This window comes from uncultured Paenalcaligenes sp. (assembly GCF_947630565.1).
Classification (GTDB): Bacteria; Pseudomonadota; Gammaproteobacteria; order Burkholderiales; family Burkholderiaceae_B; genus Paenalcaligenes; species Paenalcaligenes faecalis.
The window spans coordinates 1-25010 of the sequence record NZ_CANRIC010000028.1 but is presented as its reverse complement, the minus strand read 5'-3'; the positions used below and the strand labels follow the sequence as shown (position 1 = coordinate 25010).

Annotated in this window: 19 protein-coding genes, 1 pseudogene and 1 riboswitch; of the genes and pseudogenes, 3 read left to right on the top strand and 17 right to left on the bottom strand. The window is 44.1% G+C overall.

The annotated features are described in order from the left end of the window. Positions 1 to 224: 224 nt before the first annotated feature. Positions 225 to 444, top strand: a riboswitch (yybP-ykoY riboswitch). Together Q0Z62_RS06825 and speE are read left to right on the top strand one after the other, a co-directional pair. After that, complete coding sequence (locus Q0Z62_RS06825) at positions 409 to 978, top strand: TMEM165/GDT1 family protein (RefSeq protein WP_298052579.1); 570 nt, start codon at positions 409 to 411, stop codon at positions 976 to 978. It overlaps the preceding riboswitch by 36 nt. 232 nt (positions 979 to 1210) lie before the next feature. After that, positions 1211 to 2446, top strand: coding sequence for a polyamine aminopropyltransferase (speE, locus tag Q0Z62_RS06820; RefSeq protein ID WP_298052576.1), 1236 nt, complete (start codon positions 1211 to 1213; stop codon positions 2444 to 2446). 70 nt (positions 2447 to 2516) lie between these two features. Here the strand turns inward: speE and Q0Z62_RS06815 are convergent, their stop codons facing one another. The 16 genes from Q0Z62_RS06815 to Q0Z62_RS06740 form a co-directional block, all read right to left on the bottom strand. Next, on the bottom strand, positions 2517 to 3692 hold the full coding sequence (locus Q0Z62_RS06815; protein ID WP_298052571.1) for a glycosyltransferase family 4 protein: 1176 nt from the start codon (positions 3690 to 3692) through the stop codon (positions 2517 to 2519). Further along, positions 3689 to 4399 (bottom strand): polysaccharide deacetylase family protein, encoded by a 711-nt coding sequence (locus Q0Z62_RS06810; RefSeq protein WP_298052584.1) that lies wholly within the window; start codon positions 4397 to 4399, stop codon positions 3689 to 3691. The genes Q0Z62_RS06815 and Q0Z62_RS06810 overlap by 4 nt, the downstream gene beginning before the upstream one ends. Before the next feature lie 58 nt (positions 4400 to 4457). Further along, entirely contained in the window at positions 4458 to 4955 is a 498-nt protein-coding gene (locus Q0Z62_RS06805) for a nucleoside 2-deoxyribosyltransferase (RefSeq protein WP_298052566.1), read from the bottom strand. Positions 4956 to 5033: 78 nt separating this feature from the next. Continuing rightward, on the bottom strand, positions 5034 to 5297 hold the full coding sequence (locus tag Q0Z62_RS06800) for a hypothetical protein (RefSeq protein WP_269901611.1): 264 nt from the start codon (positions 5295 to 5297) through the stop codon (positions 5034 to 5036). Between the two features lie 265 nt (positions 5298 to 5562). Continuing rightward, a complete protein-coding gene (locus Q0Z62_RS06795; RefSeq protein WP_269901612.1) occupies positions 5563 to 5772 on the bottom strand; it encodes a hypothetical protein in 210 nt (69 codons plus the stop codon). A gap of 47 nt (positions 5773 to 5819) precedes the next feature. Further along, positions 5820 to 7199: a VWA domain-containing protein gene (locus Q0Z62_RS06790; RefSeq protein ID WP_298052557.1), complete on the bottom strand. Its 1380-nt coding sequence runs from the start codon at positions 7197 to 7199 to the stop codon at positions 5820 to 5822. Positions 7200 to 7207: 8 nt separating this feature from the next. Further along, positions 7208 to 7717, bottom strand: coding sequence for a hypothetical protein (locus tag Q0Z62_RS06785; RefSeq protein ID WP_298052553.1), 510 nt, complete (start codon positions 7715 to 7717; stop codon positions 7208 to 7210). Between the two features lie 4 nt (positions 7718 to 7721). Beyond that, complete coding sequence (locus Q0Z62_RS06780) at positions 7722 to 8453, bottom strand: hypothetical protein (protein ID WP_298052547.1); 732 nt, start codon at positions 8451 to 8453, stop codon at positions 7722 to 7724. 16 nt (positions 8454 to 8469) lie between these two features. Continuing rightward, complete coding sequence (locus tag Q0Z62_RS06775; RefSeq protein ID WP_298052543.1) at positions 8470 to 10005, bottom strand: SUMF1/EgtB/PvdO family nonheme iron enzyme; 1536 nt, start codon at positions 10003 to 10005, stop codon at positions 8470 to 8472. Beyond that, complete coding sequence (locus Q0Z62_RS06770) at positions 9995 to 11080, bottom strand: ABC transporter permease (RefSeq protein WP_298052540.1); 1086 nt, start codon at positions 11078 to 11080, stop codon at positions 9995 to 9997. Before Q0Z62_RS06770 ends, Q0Z62_RS06775 begins: the two co-directional genes overlap by 11 nt. Before the next feature lie 121 nt (positions 11081 to 11201). Then, a complete protein-coding gene (locus Q0Z62_RS06765; protein WP_298052537.1) occupies positions 11202 to 11888 on the bottom strand; it encodes an ABC transporter ATP-binding protein in 687 nt (228 codons plus the stop codon). Positions 11889 to 11891: 3 nt separating this feature from the next. Continuing rightward, positions 11892 to 13829 carry a vWA domain-containing protein gene (locus Q0Z62_RS06760; protein WP_298052534.1) on the bottom strand — a complete coding sequence of 646 codons (1938 nt, stop codon included), beginning with the start codon at positions 13827 to 13829 and terminating at the stop codon, positions 11892 to 11894. Then, positions 13826 to 14902 carry a hypothetical protein gene (locus tag Q0Z62_RS06755; protein ID WP_298052530.1) on the bottom strand — a complete coding sequence of 359 codons (1077 nt, stop codon included), beginning with the start codon at positions 14900 to 14902 and terminating at the stop codon, positions 13826 to 13828. Before Q0Z62_RS06755 ends, Q0Z62_RS06760 begins: the two co-directional genes overlap by 4 nt. Beyond that, positions 14902 to 17544 carry a virulence factor SrfC family protein gene (locus tag Q0Z62_RS06750; protein ID WP_298052527.1) on the bottom strand — a complete coding sequence of 881 codons (2643 nt, stop codon included), beginning with the start codon at positions 17542 to 17544 and terminating at the stop codon, positions 14902 to 14904. The genes Q0Z62_RS06755 and Q0Z62_RS06750 overlap by 1 nt, the downstream gene beginning before the upstream one ends. After that, positions 17541 to 20609, bottom strand: a complete 3069-nt coding sequence (locus Q0Z62_RS06745; RefSeq protein WP_298052524.1) for a virulence factor SrfB — start codon at positions 20607 to 20609, stop codon at positions 17541 to 17543. Before Q0Z62_RS06745 ends, Q0Z62_RS06750 begins: the two co-directional genes overlap by 4 nt. A gap of 15 nt (positions 20610 to 20624) precedes the next feature. Next, on the bottom strand, positions 20625 to 22202 hold the full coding sequence (locus Q0Z62_RS06740; protein WP_298052522.1) for an SrfA family protein: 1578 nt from the start codon (positions 22200 to 22202) through the stop codon (positions 20625 to 20627). Positions 22203 to 22538: 336 nt separating this feature from the next. Here Q0Z62_RS06740 and Q0Z62_RS06735 point away from each other — a divergent pair, with 336 nt between their 5' ends. Further along, a complete protein-coding gene (locus Q0Z62_RS06735; protein ID WP_298052521.1) occupies positions 22539 to 24644 on the top strand; it encodes a PhoX family phosphatase in 2106 nt (701 codons plus the stop codon). A gap of 60 nt (positions 24645 to 24704) precedes the next feature. Here the strand turns inward: Q0Z62_RS06735 and Q0Z62_RS06730 are convergent. Next, a pseudogene (locus tag Q0Z62_RS06730) lies at positions 24705 to 24938 on the bottom strand (type II secretion system F family protein); the annotation flags it as partial. Positions 24939 to 25010: the final 72 nt, after the last annotated feature.

The window sequence follows — 25010 nt, the reverse complement described above, 5'->3', positions numbered from 1 at the left end:
AGAAGGTTTTTAAGAAAGCCTCGTTTGCCCGGTTGTAATTGTTCAGTTTTTACCGTTTTTCGCATACGTCTACCTTTTGATAAAGCAGAGTGAAACGATGTGTGTGTAGCAGTTCGTTTCGGATTTAGTTTAAGTATCATGCATTAGCTTATACCTAAAAACCCTATAGTCACTTGATACTTGTCAAGAACCGATTAGACATACTAGGAATTATCCGTTATAGTCCCTTTGTCATTGGGGAGTAGCCGCTCTGATCTTTATCAGAGGCTTAAGTCAACATACTTGATCCCACCGGATCATGGCCTAAGCAGCACACCGCCTGGCAAGACCTTTGACCGTATTGTTTCCATGTTGGCCGGGGAAACCATACGGTCAATTGTCTGCGAAACCGGCCAGGAGTCTATAGAAATGGAAGCATTATTCGTTTCAACCGGTATTGTGGCTTTGGCCGAGATTGGTGATAAAACCCAACTACTTGCATTTATTCTGGCAGCTCGTTTTCGACGACCTCTGCCCATTATTCTAGGAATTTTAGTCGCCACATTGGCGAACCATGCTTTAGCTGGCGCTCTAGGCGCGTGGCTACCTGGTTTATTCGAACCCACTACCTTGGCATGGATTTTAGCGATTGGCTTTTTGCTGATGGCTGGCTGGATGCTCATACCTGATAAATTTGATGAAGACGACGCTAAGTTAGCGAAATTTGGTGTGTTTACCACCACGCTAATTGCGTTTTTTGTAGCCGAAATGGGAGATAAAACTCAAATCGCTACGGTGGCTTTAGCTGCACAATTTCAGGCATTTGTTCAGGTGGTGATAGGAACTACCTTGGGCATGATGATTGCGAATGTGCCCGCCGTTTTATTAGGTGATCGTATTTCAGGCACAATACCTGTGCGCTTGGTGCATGCGATTGCCGCCTCGATTTTTGCTGTGCTTGGGGTGATTGCTTTGGGGCGCGCTATCGGTTGGTGGTAAGCCTTAAAGTGGATAATATCCCCTTAAAAATAGCTAAGCGTGGCATATTTGCTGCTAACTTGCTGTTTTTGTGTTGTAAGCATATATGCCGCAGGCATATTGCTGTATTATCTTACGTTTTTCGTGAAGTCGTCGTTTCTAACTTCGGTTAATGACGGGCTTCAGGCTTTTTTCAGTCCCTGCTGTGTGTTAGCAGGTGACTGGGATCCTTTCACCAAGGAGCGCTGTTCCTATGCAAGGCCTGCACCTTACCGCAGATTTATACCAATGTACTGGCGATCTTTCTATTTTCGTCGATGAAAACGCATTGGCCGCTCTATGTCGTCAACAGACAGAGCTTTCTGGACTCACCATTGTTGGTGATAAATGGGTAACGTTTCCTGAATACCAAGGTGAACCCGGTGGTGTGACAGGGGCGGTTTTATTAGCCGAATCTCATTTGGCCATTCATACATGGCCTGAACGTGGGGGCGTCACTTTAGATGTTTACGTATGTAATTTTAGTGATGATAACTCAGGCAAAGCACAACAATTGCTTGATGGAATTATTGCAGCGTTTAATCCAACGCAAATTCAACGTAATCAGTTAATACGTGGCGATCAAGATGCACCAAGCGAGCCAGAACTATTATGGGAAAATCTTAATCCAAATAGTGTGTATGGTTTTCGCTTTACGCGTCGTCTTCTATCTAAACAAACGGCATTTCAACAGTTGGAGCTTCTAGAGTCCGCTGATTTGGGTACAACCTTACGTTTAGATGGTTGTTTAATGACAGCAGAAAAAGAGGAGTTCTTTTACCACGAAGGGCTTATTCATCCTGCTGCCATGGCTCACCCTAATCCTCGTCATGCCCTTATCTTGGGTGGTGGGGACGGTGGGGCTCTAGAGGAATTGCTTAAACATAAGTCCATTGAGTCAGCCACGCTGGTTGATATTGATGGTGACGTCATTGCTGTTTCTAAAGAGCACTTGCTCTCTATCAATAAAGGGGCTTTAGATAGTCCTAGGGCAAATGTAGTGGTGGGTGATGGAGCTCAGTTTGTTAAAGAAACAGAGCAAAAGTTTGATTTGGTCTTTCTGGATTTGACTGATCCAGAAACGCCTGCCGGACCACTCTATACACCTGCGTTTTTTCAGGATTGTAAAAAGGTATTAGCCGAAGGTGGTGCTATGGTGATTCACCTAGGTGCTCCTTTTTATGAACCCGAGCAAATCACACGCTTAAGTTCTGAGTTGAACTCAGTATTTAAACACGTGAATGCTTATGGCTTGCATATCCCTTTGTATGGTGCTTATTGGGCAATGGCTGTGGTTTCTGATCATTTGCAGCCAGCGCAATTGGGTGTAGAGCAGGTACAACAGCGGTTAGTAGAGCGAGAGATTGATGACTTGCAATACTATAACTCTGCTGTGCATGGGGCATTGTTTGCACTGCCCAACTATTATCAAAAACTATTACCACGTTAATGGGTAATAGAAGCTAAATAAAAAGCTCGCTATAGTTAGCGAGCTTTTTTACGTTTTGCCAGCCTAGCGTTTAGGAACGATGATCCGGTTTGCCTTGGTGAATACGAGCGGCCAAAATGTCTACATAAATAGACTCAAATTGTTTGGCAATATTTTCCCAGCTAAAATCCAGAGCCAATTCATGGCCTTGTTGAGTGAGCTGTTGTGTTAAGACTGTGTCAGTTAATAGGCGCTGTATCGATTGGGTTAATTCGGTTGCATTATGGGGGTTTTGTAGCAAGAGGGCATGGTGCTCATGGGTCACATAATGAGCAAAACCACAATAGTTGGCTTGGCTCATGATCACGGGAAGCTGATGACTCATTGCCTCTAAGGGAGCCATACCAAAACTGTCATTAAAGGTGGGGTGCAAACATAGATCTGCAGCCTGATAGTAGGGGTTAATGTTCTCAGTTTGGGGAATAAAGATAATTCGCTGTAGAAGCTGCTGTTGAGTTAGCTGACTTTGTAATTGTTTTTCTACTGAGTTAGGAGCACCAACAACAAGTAACTTGATATGGGTAGGCAGAGTTGCCAGGGAGTCTAAGATAGTAGATAGCCCTTTGTTAAGCGGGTTTCTGGCCACCTGGATGCATACGATATCTTGCTGTGAAAAGCCCAGTTGTTGACGGGTTTTCTGCCTTACATTTTGGTCCTTGTTAGGGATGTAAACGCCTGGAGTAATCACATCAAAAGGATAATTAGTTTGATATGCTTTTTGGAGTTGTTGCTTTAATAGTTCCGATACCACTACGGTTCGACGTGGGGGTTTGAGGTGGACGCGTTGTTTTTCTAGCCATAGATACATTTGTATACGAGGGCTAATTAGGTTGGTTATTTTTTTTATTGCCGATCGAGCACGGGTCAGCCAATGATAGCGAACGGATTTAACGTGTAGAACGTCAATATCACCGACCCAGCCATTTACGTGGGAATGAATGAGATCGTAGCCAGCTTCTGAGCATAGCTGGGCGGCAGCCTTGGCAAAGAGGTAGGTACGTACCCAACTAGGCCAGCGCTCTGAGAGAGCAATGATTTTATAGGGCAGATTGATACCACAAGCCGTTGAGTATTCACGGGTAATGACGGTGATGTCATGACGCTTGGATAGTTCTTTCATTACATCTACGCCGTAAGCCTCGGCGCCACCATATTCATGACCAAACTTATAAGTAATAAACGCAATACGTAAGCGAGGGAAGCTCATTTTTTATAACGCTTTTTATGTTCTAGTTGAGTAAGGCATTTTTGTAAAAAACGAAAAATAGTCGTAGAACGGGCCACCGTTATACGCGGCAAGGCAAAGGGATCATCGGTAGGCAGAGCTAAACCACGTTCAGTGGTGGTGGCATTGCTATAACCGCTATTGCGTACCCAGGTTTCAATTTGAGGGGTTTTGTGACCGTAGGGATAACAAAAAGCATTGACCTCAGTTTGTAGTTTTTGCTCTAGGTCTGCTTTTGACTGTTGAATTTGTCGCTGGGCTTCTTCGCTATCTACCTCTGGAAGGTGTACATGGTCTAGAGTATGAGAGCCTATTTCATGGCCTGCCGCTACCCATTGTTGTAATTCGGCCAGAGACATGAGAGTAGAGCTAGGTACCCCTTTAGAATGGTCCCAAAAATTGGAGCCTGCAAAGTGATTGCTCACGATGTAGTTGGTGGAGGTAAAGCCTAGTTCGTTTAATACTGGAATGGCATTTTGTAAAACGTTTTGATAACCATCATCAAAGGTAATTCCTACGACTTTTCCGGACTTATGGCCTTGTAAGTAGGGCATAAGGTCTTGCATGGACAACCCCGTATAGCCAAAGCGCTTTAACCAAATCATTTGGCGTTTGAAATCGCGAGGATGAACGGTAAGTCCTCTAAAGGGCGTCCCTTTAGGGGCAGGCTCGCCAATTTGGTGATACATCAAAATAGGAATCATGACGGTATGTAGTAATCAATGAGAAAACTATTCTACCACTTGACTAATCGTACCACCGTCTTTGGAGTTGAATAATAGCCTCTAGCAATCCACCGTAAATAATTTCGCAGGACTCAGCCAGCATTAAATTCATAGGTAGGTCAAAGTTTTCGACTAGATTTTCATTTTGATCTAGCCATTTATTTTGTTCTTCATCTAAATAAATTGGGCCATAGAATTTTTTGACTTGGTCGAGTACGGTGGTGGGGCCATCTACGTATCCAATCACAGGTAAACCTAAGGCGATGGCAAAGCCTACTTCGAATGCTGTACCCGAGTCTGCTTCGGCACCGCGAAAAGGATTTAAATTAGCAAGCACTGCATCAGCTGATTTAATCAGCGCTATGTTAGCGTTGTAAATGTCTTTGGCTGTGGTTTGGGCTGCGTCTGCAGGATGCAAAGGTTGAAAACCATGTGCAGTACATAGTTTTTTATGCTGCTCGCTGAGTTCAGTGGCATTATGGGCAAAGACATCAGGGCCGGCTAAGTACACTTTTTTCATGGCATGTTCCTTTTGACTGAGAATAGCCCTTAGTGTAACGGGATTAAAAAACGCCTGCTAGGCAGGCGTTTTTGGTGTTTAGTGGATGGCTTCTTGGCGAGAGGCCACATGATGTACATCTTTGAGGCGGAATCGAAAGCGAATTCGATTTCCTTTAGTACATGCAGCGTCTGCTGTATAAGTAGTGCAACCAAAGACAGGCGAGCTGTAAATGACTGTGCTAGCAATTTTTGGGCCATCTTTAGGCTGTAAATAGACGACGTCGCCTAAACGAATATCCGTTTTATTTAGTGTTGCGTGATCTGGACGCGCAATAAGATCTGTTGGGTAAATTGTTTTCATTATATGGTTCCCTTTTTGGGTTGTTTTTATAAGTATTTATCAATGTAGATAAGAACGTCTGTCTGATTCTAAAATTATATAGACGTGATATGTACAGAGTATTACAGCAACGTGAGAGTTGTTTGCTGTAAGATTTAATAATAATTATTATTTTTTATTGGGGCTATAAGATATAACCCCTACGTAATAACCCAGTATGGGTATGGCTATGATGGATGTCAAGATGTTTGTCAAGCTAATTTGAAAGTGAATGTAAACATCAAGCCTAGTCGTGGCGTATATCTTTTTCTGGATAAAGAAGCTCAAAATCGTCTTCAGATAGTAAGTGAACTTTACCATCAAAACAAACACGATGACGGTTTTCTAGACCGGGCAGCTCCGCGGGACCCATGTATCTACCTAGATGTTGATGCATAGAGTGAGTGGCATTACAGACCCGAACTTCTGCGCCAAGGCGAATAGATTGCTGATTCATGATAGGTCCCTATTGACGGAGTTAATTATTTAGTAATTATGCATAGTTTAGCAGGCTGCATCGGCAGCGACTTCTTCAATTGAGTTACGCAGTAATTCGTTAATGCGACTAGCATTACCCGAGCTATAAATACGTCCCCCTGTTGCTTCTGCTACACAGTTCGATAAACCAAAACCACTGATATCAACGACATTGGCACGTAATCGAGGTTTTTCTTTGGCGATATATTCCGCTACCTGACAAATATTCATTCCGCAGCCATCTTCGCCATCAATAAATAAGACAATAATTCCATCATTATTAACACCGTCCATTTGTTGAGCGGCTAAAAATAGGGCTTCCGCTGAGGGAGTGCCAGCTTGTGGTTCTAGGTTGTTAATTGTGCTTAAAAGACGCTGACGTTGGGTGGGGCTAAATACGCCGTGATTTTGAATACTCTCACAGGTGTTGAATGTGAGCAACCTAGCAGAGATATCGGGGTGTAAGTCATTAACCATGCCACGCAATGCTGTTTGCGCGACACTAAATCGGCTTGGCCCGGTGAGCAAACGCTTTGCTCGATCCAGCTGCTCTATGGTTTCTATATCTGTGTCATAAAACCATTCCTCATCTTGTAGACTAACACCTATATTTAGGCTCATTGAGTGAGAGGTATCAAAAACAAGTGTAAATTCAGGTGGTTTTTTAGTGTTTGCTGCACAGGCATAGTTATTGGATGCTGGTGCTGGGACTGTAATAGGAACAGAGGCGATAGGAGTCAGGTCTGATGTAGACGTGGGTATAGGGTCTGCAGCAACCGGAGTTGAAATCGGCTCAATAACAGATTGTGGTTGCTCTATGGCGGTAGCTAGTGGCTCAGTTGTGGCGGGTTCCTTTTTACTGAGCCACCACCAAAGTAAAGCCCCTAATAAAAGCAGGATTAATAAAAGTAAAAGTAGCCATGGCCAAAGACGTTTGGATGTAGGGGCCGTAGCAAGGGGGACAGCAGCAGGCGTGATAGCAACGGGCTCAGCCTCAGAGGCAGGGGGATTTAACCAGTTAATTAATACAGGTTGCCCGTCTACGGCATAGAGGTCATTAAGGTTAGGAGCGGCAGTAAAAGGGCGCAGTAGTTCAGCTTGGCTTGATTGCCCTGTTTGCTGTAAATGGGCTTGTAGGCTACGAATCGCTGCAGTTTTTTCTGTAAATAGAGTGCTTATTTGCTCTTTTTCTAGATCAGATAAGGACTCATACCGTTGAATTTGTCCTGTTTTAGTACTTAGCCAGTCTAGCGCTGAGCTGGGGTCAGTGTTGACTAAACTAGGCGTGGCAAATAACTGCACAATACTAGCAGGCAGGTGTTTCTGTAGCAGTTGCAAGGCTTCTGTAGCCTGTTGCAACTGTTCAGGTGAGTACTCGTTATTTTGTAGACGGGCTAGACGTAACATAGTGTTATTTATTCATATCCTAAACTAAGCTGTAGTCGCTGTAACTGGCGCTGCAGCTGCAGTAGCTCCTCTTGTTTTTTTGCTATAGCAGCTGGGTTATTAGCCGGTGTAGCCTGAGCTGCGTGAAGTTTAGCTTCAACTTGGTTAATTTGTTGCTGGATAGTAGCCTGATTACCGTGTTTAGCCTTGACCTGATTGAGTAAAGCAGACAACGATTGATTTAGCTGTTGGTTGCGTTGCTTTTGTATTTCTAGCGAGGCTTTTGTGTCTTGTTGCTGCAATGAGATTTGATCATAAATTTGCTTGAAATGAAGGTTTTCATTTCTTGCTGCTATTAACGCGTCTTCATTATTGCTAACAGTTGCTGCATACCCACCGCCCCAATCACATTTCATTTTGGTAAAAAAACCCGCTTCTTTTTGGCTTGGGTCACATTCTGTAGAGGTGCCATTTGGCCCAGAGGTTGTTGCACATCCGGTCAATGCAAAAACCAATAGAGATACTATGATTTTTTTCATATTATTATCCTAGTTTAATGGCGTTACGTTGGTCATAAAGGCTAGCTACCTCGCTTTGGAGTACGTTAATTTTGCTGCGCATGTTGGCGATATCTTTATCTAGTTTTGCTACATTATTCTTATTGGCGCCATCGCTACGCTCTTGCTGTGCCACTTTTTCGTATTCTTCTGCTCGTTTTGTCATGTTTGCTAGATCACGATTCATGACTTCAATATTTTGATCAATTTGAGCTAGCTCGGTTTTAGCTTTAGCCTCGTCCATTTGTTTGGTGGCAATTTGCTTTTGAATCTGGGCTAGGTGACGCTTATCATCTTGAATAACGGCATAAGCGGTTTCTGTACGAGCCACTATACGCTGAGTGTCGGCTTGAACGTCAGAGGTAATGGCTTTTAAACGCTCATTGGTATTGGCGTATTCAGAACGTCGTTGATCAAGGTAGTAGTTACCACCCATGGCTACACCACATGCAGCAATGCCAGCCACAAGCATGCAGGCGGGTTTGTTACCTGCATTAGAGGCTAAACAGGCTAAGGCAGCGACCCCAGCACCTGTCGCACATGCCTGAAAGCCAGACTTGCTAAAGAACTGAGCATCCGAGCCAGAGGTTAAACGAGGGTCTGCCGAGGCACCCCCTAATAGACCACTGCCTGTGGAGGCACAGCCAGACAGAATTAAGGTCGCACTTAATCCGAGGGCAACTAAAAGTGCAGATGGCTTCAATAAGGTAAAGGACATGGTTTTTTCCTAAGAGTTAATTGGCTGCGATACATTGGTCTAACCACTTATCTGTATCGATTTGCTGGTTTTTTAAGTAATTTTCTTGGTGTTGCCAGTAAATTTTGACAAAAGGTTTTAGATTGCTAATTTGCTTATTACTCTCTAGGTTTTCATAGAGGATAGGCACTTGTTTTTTGATGAGATCAGAGCCATACAGTAGAGCTGAGTCGATTAGACTGCTGGCGTAATAGCGCTTTACACCGCTAAGCAAGGCGTGCTGTTCTTGGAGTTTTTCTGCTCGTTGCGGGCAGTGGTCATCAATTTCCTCACCAGGGCTACAGATATTGTCATAGTTTCGCTGTAGGGTTTGAGTATATCGACCATCATCTTTTAATTTAGTACATAAAAAAGCACCTAGATTTAAGCTCGCTAAAATAGCTTGATCTCGGGCCTCAGCTTGTTTTTCATTGCTAGCGCGTAACTCATTCTCTAGGTCTTTGAGTTGTTTTTTTAAGGATTCATCTACAACGGTAGTACTCAGGTTTTGTAAAGTCTGTACCGCTTGCTCAGTGCCTTCGTGCTCAGTGCCCCGACCTAGTTGTTTCCATTCGGCTGCGATGTGGTTAACGCGATCTCTAGAGGTGAGGGTTGGGGCGACCAGCACAAAGCGCATGCCAGTTGTTTTGGCTTGTGTATGTGAGTCATTTTGGTAGTAGGGCTGCTCTAAACGGGCCGCAGTTCTTATAGAGCTTTGGGCTGTTTGATAGTTGCCCCCTCGCACCACAATGCCCCCGGCTTGTCCATGTAGGCGATTTAGTTTATTGACACGGAAAGGTTCGAGCATCATTTCATTCGCATTACCCAATATGTCATGAAGGCCAAGTGGATTAGCTTTGAGTAAACCTACGACTTGTAATTTGCCATTTGACGATTGGCTGCCAGAAAACCACTCGTACTCATTCATGCCTTCTGGCATAGGGTAACGGGCATCTCTGAAGGCGGCTGAATCCACCGCACTGCCTCCACGTGCCGCAAATTCCCATTCTTCTTCTGTGGGTAAGCGTACAAAGGCTTTTTCTCCATCTTCGATGGGAAGCTGCTCGGCGGCGTGCTGTCTGAGCCATAGATTATATGTATCAGAGAATTGAACCGCACTCATCCAACTGTAGGAGACGGCGGGTAAACGTAGTTTCATGCTGGGTTTTGGGCAGCTATCAGCCATAACGGATTGATATTGCAGCTCCGTTAGCTCGTATTTAGCGATGAGATAATAACGTTTATGGTTTTTCTCTGTGAAACTACCTGAAATATAAGCTGGTCTAGATTGTTCTATGTAGCCCCACTCCTCGCTGTCTTGTCCTAGCGTGATTTGCTTGTCATCAAGAAAAGAGTTTTGTGCTAAAGCGACTTTTCTAAATACCATCGACCCTTCACAAGGCATAGGAAGAATAATATCGTCTTCTAGTGGAGCTGGATTGTAATATTTTTCATCCCATGCAGCCTGTGCTGGGGCTGTGAGTGCTAGAAAAAGCAGAGGACTTATTTTCTGGAAAAAAGGGTTAAAGTTCACGAAGGCTCTCCGCTGGTTCAATCCGCATAGATTGAATAGCACCGATTAAGGCGACGATAAAAGACAAAAGGCTGGTGATTGCAAAAGCCAGGCCTAACTGTTGGTAATTAAGATAGGTGGAAAAGGCTGCTGTTTGGTTATGCGTTCCCAAAGCTGTATTAAAAATAGAACTGCCTAGAAAATAAAAAACAAGAGCCGATATAAATGAAAAGGTAGTGATAAAAAAAACTTGGATAGTTATATACGATACAATATTTTTTTTATTAAAACCAAGTAGTCGTAAAGTGGAAATTAATTGACGTTTTCTATCGATGTTAGCTAAAAAAGACCCAGTTAATGATATGCATCCGCCAACTAATGCCGTTCCAGCTATAACTGTAAAAATTAAGCTAAGTACTTGATTAATAGTAAGCATACTTTGAATGGCTGATTGTTGACTATGAGTATTGATATGTTGTTGTTCTAACCATTCACTTAATTGCAGTACATCGCTCATATTATTAGCATAAATGCGTACATTAGCAAATTGATGTTGAGTGGGGACTGGATCTACAACTATAAAGTCGTCGTGTATGCCATCAATAAAATACTCAATACCTAATAAAAATCCCATGGGAACAAATGTTGCGGGTCTAGGATAGTCTTTGGGCTCTAAGATATAGTCAATCGTAGATTGGATATAAACAAATTTTTTTATACCATTGGAGGTTCTGGCTAACCTGAAAAAAAGAGGGTCTCCTATTTTTGCATTCAGTTTCTGCGCTAAGGCGTAGCTAATAGCGACATGCTCTGCATCAATAGAGGCAAGGTGCTTTCTTAATAACGGATCGCCGGGCTGAGTAGGAATAATTTCACTGTATAAATGATCTTTAAAATTATTCTTTGCTGCTTGTTCTGTTTTAAAAACTTGGGCTTCAGTATTGAGTGAACGAGTTAGCCCAATCGCAAAGCTCACATCCTCTCTTTCTTGTACTGTTTGAATCCAACTTAGATCTAAACGGTGTGTATTACCTTGGGTTTTAATCTCTAAGAGATCAGGTTTTTGAGTTAGGTCATGCTGTAACTGAGTAATCACACCATGTTTGAGTCCAAACAATAACAGTAATGGAGCAATAACAGCGACCAAGGCGGCGATGATGCATAAGGATACGTTGCGATCATGCCAGAGATCTTTGAGAGCAAGTTGCCAGCAAACATTAAACAAAGTGGCATACCCCCGGGGTTATTTGAGCCTGAAGCTGAGCTAAACCAAATTTCCTAACTAGTTCCCAGTCATGTGAAACCACTAATGCACTCATTTTGAGAGTAGTAACTAGTTGAGTAAATAGCTGAAATAGAGCCTGAGCATGTATGGGGTCTAAGGCAGCAGTTGGCTCGTCAGCCAATACTAGCTGTGGCTCATGGGCAATGGCTCTGACAAAAGCAACTCGTTGCCTTTCTCCTATAGAGAGAGTGGCAGGTAGCTGGTGTTGTAAATGTTGAATGCCTAATTGCTCAATGGCATATTCTATTGACTCACTAGAGCGAGATTTGCCAAGAATACGACGAGGCAATTGAATATTGTCTTGTACTGATAAATAGGGAATAAGTCCCCCATTTTGTAAAATAAAGCCTATTTTTTCTGCTCTTAATTGAGCCACTAAGGATTCAGGCTGTTGCTGCCATTGTGTTAAAGAAACCGCTGGCAAGCCTAGATCATAACGCGTTAGCTGTGTGGGTTTTAGGAGCAAACCTATGGATTCTAATAGCGTGCTTTTGCCACAACCACTAGAACCAGTAATCGCTATGATTTGTCCTTGCTGTAATTGCAACTCATTTAAAACCACGGTGTGAGCTTGTGAGCCCCCACCGCGTTTGATGACTAGGTTTTGTATATGTAGCATTGTCTAGGGCATCATTTCCAAGGGCACGGGGTAGACAAAATCCCGAGCATCACTGTCTGGCGCTAAGCTTACCCAATGATCCGTATCGGCATGATAATCACGGTAATGACGCAGCTTAGTATTAATGGTACGAATGAATTTCTCTTGGGTTAAAGCATCCCAGTTTACCCATGTGTCCTCGTCTAGACTTAGGACTTCACTTTGATAGGGCAGGTCCTCTAGGTATTCACCCATAATGCCTAGTTCAGCCAGCTTGGTATTGTCTTTATCAAAGACTTGGTTTGGGTCCGTACCCATTGTGGCCGCAATGGAACGTAGCTGCGCAAACATATCGGTCGGAGCAATTAAGCCTTCATTAGCGGCGAGCATGACCTTTTCTAAAATATCACGTAGATCACTAAGCTGTGCCTTAGTAAGCAATACACGTACATCGGTGGTGGGGATTTGTTGCTTGATTAAGTCTCTATCGCTAATCCAAGCTTTAAATACAGGCGGAGCCTGAGTGCCAGTGGTTGAACCCAAGTAGGCTAAACGCATGGCATGCCCAATGGTGCTGGCTTGCTGCTGTATAGGATCTAATTTATCGTTTGCCTCGGCAAAGCTCGCGCTGCCTATGGCTTCTTCACCCATATAGGCCGCTTTGACTTGATTGGTAATGGCTTCGGCTAAGTTATCTACCATTTTCCCAAAAGCGGTTACGTCACCGGCATTGACGGGATAGTACAGGTTGTCGCCTGTTGGGGTGAAAAGTGATAAATCACTATATTGGCTTTCGGCTTTTGCATGATCATGTGAGCCTTGAGGGGTTTTGAGGTGTAGCGTATAGATGGCAATGCCTCGTTTACGCGCCTCCTCTCGAATCTGTTGAGCTTCTAGTTGAGTGGAGGACAGAGGACTGTCAGTATCTAATGCACCAGAGTCGGTGATTAAGATAATATATCTGGCACCGAAATCTCGCCATTGCACACTATTAATGGCTTCCATCATGCCTGCATAGGTGTCTTCATTCCAACTTGCGGTAGAGGCTGCGGCTTGTTTGAGATCTTTGATTTTCTCTAAGAAATCCTGACCACTGGTGACCTCTGTAGGATTTGCATAAACACGTGTTAAATACTCGATTTTTGGTGTTGCTTCGATACTATTTCGATAAGAAACTAAACCGAACTTAACTTGTTTACTTAAGTTCTCTGCCTCAATTTTGTCATAAATATTGCGTACTGCATCCCGAGTACGTTCAATATAAGGGTCCATTGAAATGGTGGAGTCGATGACAAACATAACTGCAGCATTAAATGCTTTTAGTTGACTGTTTGTGCTTGCGTTGGTGCTATCTACATCAGAGGTGGTTTTTTCACTAACAGAGGCCACATTTAAGATGCGAGCCCTAAACCCAGACTCGGTCATGACTTCTTCACCACTTAAAATGGGTAAGAGGTAAAACTCTTTTTGTAGATCAACGAAATACTCTGGCTCTTGAGCTAGGACGCTATCGGTTTGCTCTTGTTTTGTTAATTGATCTCGTAATGGCACGACTATGCTTACGGGATCTGGGGCATCCAGAATTTCCTCTAAAGTGTCACGCTCTTTAAAGAACATGAGGCGATCACGATTTGCTGGATTGGTAAAAGCAAGACTGAGCTGTATCTTCCAGTCAACAGTACAGCTTTGATTTAACCAGCCAATTGTTTTGCCTAAACTGTCAGGGCCTACTTTAATCCAGTCATTTTGACGTTCGTATACATAAAATCGACTGAATGCCGGTTGCTCTATACCAGTGTCTTGATTCGGTTCAGTGTATAGGAGGCAGCCAGGTGTAGTGAGTACGCGCTGGTGCAGGGTTTGTTTTCCCTCTTGTAATAGAGGTGCTGCTGTTTGAGCTGTAACCGCTCCGGCCCATAAAAAGGCGGCGCTGAACAATAAGGGGGAGAGATTCTTAATCATTGATTTAGTTCGTCTAAACGTTGCTTGGCCTCAGCGTTGTTTGGTTCATTCGCTAAAATGGATTCATACCAGTATTTAGCAGTTGCTGCGTTGGGCTCTGGAAAGCAGTCTGACTTTTCATGGAATTTAGGATCGTACTCTTTGACGTAAGCAGCTGCAATCACACTGTCTCCGCTTTGAGAACGATTGGCATACAGACGTTGGGCAATAGAGCAGTGCCCTGATGTTTTAGCTTGATCGATAATTTGTAGTAACAATGCACTGTCAGGCTTATCTTTTAAACAGGCTTGAATAAACTCCACATCGGATTGACCCGTCATTTTGCTTGGGTCACAGGCCGTCACTGCGGCCACAGCCGGTTCAGTAAGGGCAGTGGTGTCTGAGTCTTTATCTCCCTTCTTGAGCCACGACCAAACAGCGAAAGCAATGCCCGCTGCGACTAGCAGTAAGAGTAAGGCCAGAAGTAAGCCTAACCATTTCTTGCTCTTAGGCTGAGCTGCTGTAGAGGAGACGGCTATAGGCGGAGGAGTCTGGGTTACGTGCTCATCAGACTTAAACTCTGATACTGCCTCAGGCTCAGGCGTCGGCTCTTGGGTGACAACAGGGGCTTGTTCAGTCTGATGAGCTGCCAGCGATACGTTAGCTGGATGAGGGGCAAACATGGCGGAGCGTTTGGCTGTTTCGCTTTTCGCATTGGAGGGCAAAATAGAGCTGTCAGCATGAAAAAGTAGCCCTCCAGATCGTTTATAGCCTGCCTCATCCCGTAGTGTAATGGCGTAAGTTGGACTCTGAGAAGAGGCCTCAAGCAACGGATCAATAATGTCAGAACCAAGTTGAAGCTGTAACTGTCCATTTACTTCTTGGAAACCTGTCAGTACCCACTCACAAGAGGTCGCCTCCCAAACATTGACCGTGTTCTGAGCGGTTTGTAGATACTCATTTGTATTCGAGTTTTGGACGGTTAAATACAACGGGTTTTGTTCGCCTTCCCAGTTTTTTGGCAGACGAAAAAGAGCATGTCCAGGTTCGTTGTTAGTGGTAGGGACCAACTTAATAATAAGAGGAGTGGACATTAAATAGCTCCGATATTGCGTAAAATAGTGCCAAGCTGGGCATTCTGCTCAACAGAGATCTCTCTGCCTGCACTATGGCCTGCATTTTCAATAATTAAATTATATAAAGCCACCATCCAGTGACCTAAAAATAGGGTGTAGGGGGGCATAGCTGTATCAGGTAATTGTGGGATTTGTCCCGCAGGTAAGGTCGGGTGAAACTCAAATAGCGCTTGGTCTTGAGCATTTTTTGGTCTAGAGGCGCTGGGCTCAGTAATATATCCCAAATACGCAATGAAATCTTGAATAGCAAGTTGCGCATTCAGCACATATCGTTGAGCAACTTGTTCCCGACGAGCGTTGTCCTGCGTTCTGACTAGCACTTTCTCTTTAATGAGCGTAGCAAGGTCTTTACGTGAGCTTGCTGTAATTAGCTCTTCAATTAAGGCGGGGACTACTTGCTCGTGATTTGGGATGCTTAAGCTTTGTAAGGGGGAGTCTTTAAGACTGAGTTGACGTAGATGTGCAATCCAAGCTTGATAGGCAGCATTGGCAAATAGTTGCTCATGGCTTTGGGCTGCTTGAGTGGTATGGGTTGCTGGCTGAGCTAAATTAATGCCAATATCGAAACCTCCAAAGTCCATCATTGGAGCCGGGCTTGGTTTTGGAGTTTCGGCAGCATGCTGGGAGTCATAATCACCACTCAGGAACAGATTATGTACAGTGGCATCAGTTAAGCTGAGCTGATGCATAAGTTCAGCGCCTTGCTGATACAAGACAGGCTGTAAATTTTGTAAAATTAACTGTGCTTTTTCACGTTGTGCGCCTTCTGCATCATCTGCATCCTTGTGGTACCACTGACCTAAGCTGTTTTTGATTTGGGTATGGATTTGGATTAATTGCTCTTGAATGCGTTGAAGTTTAAAGCTTGGATCAGCAACTTTGTCTATACCTAGACCTAGTCGAGTAATACCACCATCATTAAGAGCCATCATGGCATCCCATGCTGCTGCTGGGTCTTCTACGTGAGTTTGAACAGAGCTATTAGTAATAAAGCTATGTCGTAATTCGGCAAGAGCATTTTCCGAATTAGGGCTAATATTCAATTCGTTTTTTTGAGCATCTAAGTCTAAAAAAGTACTATCTAACCGAGGTTTCCTCACTAGGAATGCATTGTTAAAGGCTTTTTTGTCCCAGTTTTGCATCCAATCAGATTTACCAAAACGCTCTAACATCGTGATTTTCATTAGATTAGAGCAGCTTTCAGGGCGCTGATTAGAAGCTAGAGCACTGGCGCCTTGAACAAACATGTCCATCATCGTCATTGCCCACATCAGGCCTGGCTGACGGGTAGAACGTTCTTCTGGGCTTGCTCCTTGAGTTTTATGTATCCACTCACTGAGCACCTTATCAACGTCTACAACCTCACTTTGCTTGTTTGAGTTTGTACACATAATAAGCCCATTCATTTCTTGGGAGTTGGTATAACGCTCAAATAAATAAGAGACTTTGCCGCGTAATAAAAGTTGTGCAATTAGATCACTTTGCTCAAGAAGAGGCTTAATGCTTGGCATCTTGAGGCGAGATCGGTATCCGGGGAAATCTAATAAGTCCACTTTCTCCACTACGGTATCTTTAGGAGCATCTACCAGTTTAAACGTCATTTCACTGACTAGAGCCGTGAGTTCGGCTGTCTTTATTTCTGTAACATTTTGTATTTCACCATTGATAATGGGACGTACTCGAATAGCTCGGTCATCTGCAGTTCCAAGCAGATTCAAGGTGTCCACGTTCATGATGCTATTTAACTGGGTGAAGCCTGACTCTGTTTTTTGAACTAAGGCGTTTAGTTCTGCATACACCTTTTGAGCTCCACCTAATCGCTCAAGTGCTTGGGCAAGTTGCAGGTAGACCGCAGTGATTCTAGATTGCTTACCCCAAAGAATTGAGAAAAACTCAGCACGTTGAGGTAAGTCTAGGTGTGGTATTAGTTGTATTGCTTTAGGCCAGTAGCTAGCTTTGAGCTTACTAACGGATCTTTTTTCCCCAATATAATCCATTAGAGCCACAATATCTTCTGGGCTCACAGAGGGCGCAGCGTTGAGCTCAGTTGTTTCTGAGAATGCTTTTAAGTGTTCCTGAATAAGAGCTTCGTCAATTTCATAGTTAATTAACTCTTGATCAAAGTCGTTAAACCATGCATTGGATAAGATCATCGCAATCTCAACCTCTTTAAATAGGTTGAGTTCGACCGGGTAAGCAGAGTCAGGGCTTTCGGTCGCTTGACGGCTAAATCGAGTCACCAGACCGGTAGCTTCTTTACCTCCTCCTGCGGGGTTAATATGCTCTAGGAAGTCAAGGGTTTCACCGCCAAAGTTAGTGATGAGGTTACCATCGTGATTCGCAGCTAAAGCTGAAATCAAATAGGATTTTCCAGCTTGAGATAAGCCAAAAAAACCAACCGTCATGGGCGTACCTGCGACACGACGTAAACTATTCGCTAGATTTTTATTTCTATAGAGCTGAAGTTTAATATTTTCAGCCTCACTATCTAAGCGGGGAGCTGTTTTACGCACGGCGTCAACCCATAGTAAGGCCTCTGTCATATTTTCATAAATAGCAGACCACGCCTGGGTCATGTTTGATTGTAAATTGGATGTCATGAGCCTTTTACACTCCCGCTGTCTAGCCAGTAATTGTTGTGATTGGATCGAGCCTCAAGCATGGTGTTGAGCTCAAGTTTTACATCGCGTTTGCTAAAGCTTTTATTGGTGTTTGAGCTGACGTTAGCGATTTCCAGTTCATCACTTATTAGGTGATTGCCATAATTTCTAGGCCCTCCAGATTTCACTTTTAACTCAACAAAAATCACCGGGAAGTCACGTACTGATGTGTCGTTCACTGTTGCCTCGGTGTATTTTTTGGCGCATTCAGGAGTTAGCTGTAGGGTGTAGAGAGGAGAGGCAGTCCAACGAGCGGTATCAAGTTGACGGAAACCAAGACGAATATCACCACGTACCTCTAGTAAAGGAGTTGTCTGGGTAATAGGGTCTTCAGGTAGTTTGATTTTTTCATTACCACGCTCGCCTTCTTCTGTTTGAATATGTCGGAACAGAACATCCTTATCCGTAATAATGTTTGTACTGTCGATCACGCCAAAATGGCGGATAGTAGAATAAGGTTTCAGGCTAATTGCTCGGAAGAAAAAGTTTTGTAATCGACTTTCGTAACTCAGTAAACAAAGCAAAGCCCCAACAGACGCCGTGGTTTTTGGGTCATCGATACGCTGATTTTGGTGGAATGGATACCAGCTGCCCGTACGGTAATTATGCATTGGCAGAATACGACCAGGAGCCAAAGGTAATAGTTGACGCATTAAGGCTTGGATGCCTGGTAAACGTGATGGGCGGCCAGTTAGTAATAATTTGTCGCAGTTATATTTAAAGATAACTTCGCTTAGCGCTGAAAGTGTTTGGCTAATATTGAAGCCCTTTTGCATGCTAAGGAAATCTTGATGTAACCGTTTAAAATCCAAGTGAATAGGTAAACTCATTAGATCGATAGGGCCGCTACCGCCAGCGCGTCGAACATGGTTATTTATGTATTCTTGAACGGCAGGACTGATGCTTTTTCCTGGTAAAAGCTCTTTATACGTATAATCACCACTTAGGTTGTCATGGGTAGTGGGGTCATAGTTTTCATACTTACTTAAAATGGCTAAACCGAGGGGCGTGAAAAGCTGTAGGTTAAGCTGTTGACGCAATATATAGTCACTGGCAGAAAGTGCTTCAGTGCCACATATTTTAGACATTAAGGCATCGATTTCGTAGACGCCTGTGTTTTTAAGGCCCTGTTCTAAACTGGGAAGAGCGTAGTTTTGGATCACATCAAGTAGGATGTCATCGCCTGCAATTTTGAAACCATCCCTAAAGAGTTGGGTAGGAATAATATGTGCATTGCTGCCTTCGCCGTTGAGACTATAGTTGGTAATGACTAAATCAGTCGTGCCCCCACCGATATCGATGGTAGCCAGCGTAATGCTTTTATCATCCGCTTTGTCTGGACGGCGTAGGCTGGCAAAGAACTCTTCGGGACGATGAGCAAAATTATTGGCGATTTCACTATATAAATAGACAAGTTGACCACAAGAGGCCTCATCCCACTCAACATGACACATGGGCATAGAGGGAGAAGGGGTGTCGTTATGACTCTCAGAGGCTTCCTCGTACGGGCTTTCGTCACCTTGATGCCAACCTAAACACTTCCATACCAAGGCTAAGGCTTGAAGAAGTCGATCATTCAGGATAGAGCGTTCCGCGAGAGGCATTCCGGGAGGCACTGTCAGAGTAATGCTGTTTAGGCGGCGAGGATGCTCGCTTAGTCCTTGCTTCGTGCGTTGCGATACGCTATTGATTTGACTTAAGGCCTGAGCAATGACCTCAGCCAGCATGAAGGTCATCAGGGCACTGCGAGAATACGTAGGTTGTAATACAGGTAGGCGATAATCTTCTTCTTGTTTGTACAGGGCTTCGCCTTGACCATCAATATGTGAGGCAAAGGGGGCTGTCATGGCCTTAACGTTCGATTGCCCAAGCTTGTTGTTGTTAAAGACCCAGCCATGTTCGTAATTGCTTTTATCCCATAAATAGCGTTTTGGGCTGGATAGGCCGGTAGATCCTTCGGAACCTTGACGGCAGCTTGCAAGATCATTGGCTTCGTGGCCAACACGAGCAAAAGTGGGCCATAGGAAACTATCCACCCGACCACTAAGCCTAGAGTAGTTATCCTTGCCAAATAGAGCTTGATTGAACTCGACTCGACTTTCAAAGGGGTCGTTGTAGACTCTTTCTGGATGTGTAAGGTCTCGTAATTGCAATAGGTAGTTCTGCATAAGCCCCATACCTGCTTGACCGTGATTCTCAACGAGAATACCGCAAGTGCGAGAGTTACCTACGTCTAAAACTAAGTCAACGGGAATGACGGATTTCCCTTTTCCTGCATGGTCAATAATTTTGACCTCTGGTAACTGTAGTTTAGGTGTGTGATGGTTTTTTTGTGGCGCAATGGGGCTAAGTAGCTTTAGCAGATTGAGGTAGTGCGCTACATGATGATGTTGTTTGAGATTGTGTTTAAGTTCATTTTCATCATCGTCCTTATGTGCTTGCTCGTAGATGTCTTTAAGCCAGTTATTGACCCAAGCTAAATCAAAAAACCATTTAATTTCACTAAGACCTAAACCTAGTTTGAATATAGATGGAGCAGCCACATCATCTGGGGTGGGGGCCAAGTACTGAGCATTTGCATTGTCAGCCATGAGCTTTGTATCAAAAGCGAGCGTGATACGATGGGTATTGCCGTTAAAGTCTGGTTCGTTTAGCTCAGCAAAACGAATACGAGCCCAGTTGTTTGGGCCTTGCTCATAGCGAGAGCTGTTGTAGCGGAAAAAAGGCAATGGTAACCATATACCATTGAGTAGATTTGCGCTTTCTGATAAGGGCAGGTCGTAGTGAGGTTCAGCCGCTTTTCTGAGTTCTGAGGAAGAGTTGTCAGAGTTATAAAAAAAACCTTTATCGTCTTCAGCCAGAATAGCTACTGGGGCATCTTCTAGTACAACGAATTGACCACTGGGTTCGCGTGCGCCGATGTTAATTCCAAAGTCTAAAAATTGGATTCCGGTATTACTGACCAGTGTGATTGAGTCTTGAAAATCTATCAGTTCGGGTAGCATTGATTGCTCCATTTATTATTTAGCAGCGTGACGCATGGAAATTGGGAATTGTTGATTCCCATAACGACCAAAGCATTCTGTTTCTTGGCGGGCATTTAGCCTACATTCGACTTGAGGCATATCGTAGGAGCTGCCGTCACTACATGAGGCTTGGTTAGTACTGGTGATGTGTAATGCGGAGGATTGGCCTATGGCTTCTACAGCACCTAAACAGCTGACGTTATTACCTTGATGTATACGGACAAGCCCCTCGCCATCTTGAATTGAATACTCTAAGCGTACAGGACGTCCTGTTTTTTGATCTTGAATGGCATGAACTTGCCAGTCTCCATTGATGTAGCTGGGCATCGCTTGATTTGCCAACTGTGGCGGAATTTGTAATTCAGGTCCTAATGTGAGTGGCGTTTCTGTTGTGCTAGGAGGCTGTGCTAGCTCAGGCTCTACAACTGGTGGGACTACGTTAGGAACATCTGCTATTGATTCAGAGGGCGGTATGACACTATCTGGCTCTATAGGTGGCGTTGTGTTGCTATCAAGATTTGCAGAAGGCAAGCTTAAGTCAGGCATACTCAGATCAGGTATGCTCAAATCAGGCATGCTCAAATCAGGCATGCTCAAATCAGGCATGCTCATAGAGGGTAGGCTTACGTCAGGCATTCCCATAGAGGGTAATGAGATAGTAGGTATTGAGCCAAAGCTAGGTAACCAATTCGGTAGATCAAAGCCCCACAGCTTACGAGGTGTTTGGGTAGGACTAGTCAAACTAGGACTGGATAGACTCGCAGTTGGTAATGAGGGCAGAGAGGGTCGGGAACAACTACGCCAGACAAAAAACAATAAGAAAAGGAACAGTAACGCCAGCAATAGCCAACGTAACCAAGACCAGATACTACGTTTAGTTTCTACAACAGGAATTACAGGCTCATCAGACGTAATAGGGGCTGCAGCAACAAGAGGAGGGGCGGTGGCTAGTATCGGAGCCGCTTTTACCGGACTGTGCAGAAAATGGAATGGCTCTTGATTGTTTTTTGCATTGGGATGATTAAAGCCCCAAAAAGCCAGTACAGGGTGTTGCTCGGCTCCAACTAAATAGATATAGCTGGGATCAATAATATAAGACGATGATTCGGCTGAACCAATCTCTTTCAGTTGAGATGGAGTGATTAATGTCTTGGGTAATAGACTAGCAAAAGTAAAAAGATCGCCTTTAGCTCCTTGTGACTTTTCAAGAAGCTTATTGCTAAGTGTTTTGATTTCTTGTTCGAAATGTAGCAATTTGTGGCGCGCAATCTCTTGTTCTTCAGGGGTGGCTTGATTCCAGTTAACAACGCTTGTATTGGATGAGTCAGAGGTGTTGAGGCGTTCATCCGCGTACCAGTCGACCTCTTGAGAGCTATTGTTAGCTTGGGGGATAGCAAGAAAGCACTCTAAAGGTGATTGGGAGGGTTGATTGCTGCGACGTATGGCTTCCCGTAAGGCTGATGCCACTTGATAGACGGACTGACCTAACTCGCCAACAGCCTTAAAATTTTTAAGATGACCCGAGCATAAGAAATGCCCACCGATCCCATCAGTATTTGTATTTTGTGTCATGCCCGTAATATTCAGTAATATGGCTAAGGGCCTTATTATAGGCAGAAAGAGGATGGGAAATAAATAGAGGGGTATAACGCCAAAGATTTAAACTTAATAAGTATTGATTTATGTATTTATTTTATTGTTACATTTTGCCTAAATAATTTTTTGATTTTAGATTGAGTCTAGGCATTCTGAGTTTCTTGTTTTCTATTGAAAAACGTTGACCCACTGGGGGAGGCCACAAGTCTCCTCATGAGCAAATCAAAAATACGGATTTAATATGAATTTCATATTGTTTTGTCACAATTTCACTGGTTTCCTTTTTTGACTAACTATTTAAAAGAGTCAGTGATGAGTGATTTTGATTGGGATAACATTCCTGCGAATAGAACAAAAACGACCCCTTTTCATGAGCTTGTAGAGACTGCTCAGTCTCGTCGAGGTTTTTTGAAAACGGGCTTAGGTCTAGGTGCAATTGGTTTCTTCGGCTTAGGTTTGGCTGCTTGTGGTGGTAGTAGTGGATCAGATGATTGGGTGGCGGGAGACGCAGGATTACCTGAGTTTAATCCAGAGGAAATCAAGGCGTTTGCCGGATTAGAACCCAATACCTTAGATGCAGTCACGGTGCCAGATGGCTATCGTCATGCTGTGATTAATCGTTGGGGTGATAAGCTGCACGTAGGCTCACCTGATTTTATTGGTGATGCAAGTGAAGGCGCCGAGGCACAATTGAAGCAGGTAGGTTATAACCATGATGGCCTACATTTTTTCCCTATTGATGGCAAAGACAGTATCAGTGGCACAAGTACAGAGGGGTTATTAGTTACTAACCACGAATACATTACGCCGCACTTTTTCTTCCCTCAAGGTGTAGTACCGGGTGGTGAAGGTTGGAATGCTGACTGGGTACGTAAATCTCAGCATGCTCAGGGGGCATCGGTTGTTCATGTGCGTCTTAATGATCAGGGGCTGTGGGAGCCTGTTCTGGATTCCAAGTATAACCGCAGTGTGAATGGTAATACCCTCATGGAGTTAGTAGGACCAGCGGCTAACAATAACTGGGTTCGTACTAATAAGGACCCTGAGGGCCGTTATGCCTATGGTACATTTGGTAACTGTGGTAATGGCTATACCTACTGGAATACCTACCTAACATGCGAAGAAAACTTCACTGACTATTTTGGAATTGGTACGAAAAAGTCAGATGACGTTGATTACAAATCGTACTTAACTGACAAGCAGATTGACGCATTCAAGCGTTATAAAGGCTCCAGTAAAACTGCAAGTGGTTCCTACCGTTGGGATACCCATGATGAGCGTTTTGATTGGACAGTAGAGCCAAATGAAGTCAATCGTTTTGGCTGGGTAGTGGAAATTGATCCATTTGATCCCACTTCTAATCCTAAAAAGCTCACAGCCTTAGGTCGATTTAAACACGAGAACGCAGCGATCACATTAGCACCAGATAATCGTGTTGTGGTCTATATGGGCGATGACCAACGCAGCGAGTACATCTACAAGTTCGTATCCTCAGGTACATATAACTCAAATAACGATGCTGCAAACCGTGCGCTTTTGCACGAAGGCACGCTATATGTAGCCGTATTTAGTGATAATGAGGCAACCGACGGCAACTTTATGGGTTCTGGTAAATGGGTGCCCTTGGTGTTGGCTACGCCCACCGTAGATGGTCGTCGTCTAAGTGACTTATTTGCTGATATGGGTGAGTTACTGGTTAATACTCGTCAAGCAGCGGATGCGGTAGGTGCGACACCAATGGATCGCCCAGAGTGGGTAGCCGTTCATCCTCACACTAAAGAGGTCTTTGTTACTCTAACGAATAACTCTGAACGTGGTGGTGGTAAAGAGCGCTATCCAGGTGGTCCTAAGCACCCGGATGCCTATGGCCCAAATCCGCGTAATAAGAATGCATATGGTCAAATTGTACGTTGGCGCGAAAGCGGTAACGATGCGACTGCTGACACCTTTGAGTGGGATGTCTTTGTATTAGCAGGCAATCCAAATGTGCATGATGATGTATATGCCGGTACAGACAATATCGACAAAAACAACACATTTAATAGTCCAGATGGTTTGGCCGTGGATCCCCGTGGTTTATTGTGGATTCAAACGGACGGTAGCTATTCTAATAGTGGTGTGTACGAAGGGCAGGGTAATAATAGTATGTTGGTTGCTGACCCTGAAAGTAAAGTGATTCGTCGCTTTATGGTTGGACCTAAGGGCAGTGAGGTGACTGGTATTACCTGGACGCCGGATATGAAATATATTTTCATTAATATTCAGCACCCAGGAGAAGGCCAGAGTGTGCCAGAGGCGCAAGCTCATCCAACAGAGGTATCAACATGGCCTGAAGGCCCAGCAGCACAGCGTCCACGTCCTGCTACAGTGGTAATCTGGCGTGAGGATGGAGGCGTAGTAGGTACGTTTCCCGCTTAACAGGTAGTTAATCGTTAGAAGAAAAAGCCAACTGAAATTCAGTTGGCTTTTTTAATTTTATTATTGAATTAATTGGTTCAATTGAATGATAGGTAGCATAACAGCTAACACAATTAATAAAACCATACCGCCCATCCCTAAAATCATTAAGGGTTCTAGAAGCGCTGTGGTGGTGATGGCGCGCTGTTCTAACTCAGAGGAAAAAGAGTGAGCCGCATGATCTAGCATTTTGGGTAGTTGTCCTGTGCGCTCGCCACTTTGAATTAAATGAATCAATAAAGGGGGGAAACAGCGCTGTTTATCAGATTGCGCGGAAAACCCCGCCGTTCAGGGCGGGGATGAATAGAGCGGACGCGCTAGCGTCTT

What these genes read in the sequence shown, in the direction of transcription:
- Q0Z62_RS06805 (WP_298052566.1), bottom strand. Translation starts at nt 4,955, where the DNA reads ATGAAAAAAGTGTACTTAGCCGGCCCTGATGTCTTTGCCCATAATGCC.
- Q0Z62_RS06790 (WP_298052557.1), bottom strand. Translation starts at nt 7,199, where the DNA reads ATGTTACGTCTAGCCCGTCTACAAAATAACGAGTACTCACCTGAACAG.
- speE (WP_298052576.1), top strand. Translation starts at nt 1,211, where the DNA reads ATGCAAGGCCTGCACCTTACCGCAGATTTATACCAATGTACTGGCGAT.
- Q0Z62_RS06740 (WP_298052522.1), bottom strand. Translation starts at nt 22,202, where the DNA reads ATGACACAAAATACAAATACTGATGGGATCGGTGGGCATTTCTTATGC.
- Q0Z62_RS06780 (WP_298052547.1), bottom strand. Translation starts at nt 8,453, where the DNA reads ATGTCCTTTACCTTATTGAAGCCATCTGCACTTTTAGTTGCCCTCGGA.
- Q0Z62_RS06760 (WP_298052534.1), bottom strand. Translation starts at nt 13,829, where the DNA reads ATGATTAAGAATCTCTCCCCCTTATTGTTCAGCGCCGCCTTTTTATGG.
- Q0Z62_RS06735 (WP_298052521.1), top strand. Translation starts at nt 22,539, where the DNA reads ATGAGTGATTTTGATTGGGATAACATTCCTGCGAATAGAACAAAAACG.
- Q0Z62_RS06825 (WP_298052579.1), top strand. Translation starts at nt 409, where the DNA reads ATGGAAGCATTATTCGTTTCAACCGGTATTGTGGCTTTGGCCGAGATT.
- Q0Z62_RS06750 (WP_298052527.1), bottom strand. Translation starts at nt 17,544, where the DNA reads ATGACATCCAATTTACAATCAAACATGACCCAGGCGTGGTCTGCTATT.
- Q0Z62_RS06810 (WP_298052584.1), bottom strand. Translation starts at nt 4,399, where the DNA reads ATGTATCACCAAATTGGCGAGCCTGCCCCTAAAGGGACGCCCTTTAGA.
- Q0Z62_RS06755 (WP_298052530.1), bottom strand. Translation starts at nt 14,902, where the DNA reads ATGTCCACTCCTCTTATTATTAAGTTGGTCCCTACCACTAACAACGAA.
- Q0Z62_RS06795 (WP_269901612.1), bottom strand. Translation starts at nt 5,772, where the DNA reads ATGAATCAGCAATCTATTCGCCTTGGCGCAGAAGTTCGGGTCTGTAAT.
- Q0Z62_RS06815 (WP_298052571.1), bottom strand. Translation starts at nt 3,692, where the DNA reads ATGAGCTTCCCTCGCTTACGTATTGCGTTTATTACTTATAAGTTTGGT.
- Q0Z62_RS06745 (WP_298052524.1), bottom strand. Translation starts at nt 20,609, where the DNA reads ATGCTACCCGAACTGATAGATTTTCAAGACTCAATCACACTGGTCAGT.
- Q0Z62_RS06800 (WP_269901611.1), bottom strand. Translation starts at nt 5,297, where the DNA reads ATGAAAACAATTTACCCAACAGATCTTATTGCGCGTCCAGATCACGCA.
- Q0Z62_RS06765 (WP_298052537.1), bottom strand. Translation starts at nt 11,888, where the DNA reads ATGCTACATATACAAAACCTAGTCATCAAACGCGGTGGGGGCTCACAA.
- Q0Z62_RS06785 (WP_298052553.1), bottom strand. Translation starts at nt 7,717, where the DNA reads ATGAAAAAAATCATAGTATCTCTATTGGTTTTTGCATTGACCGGATGT.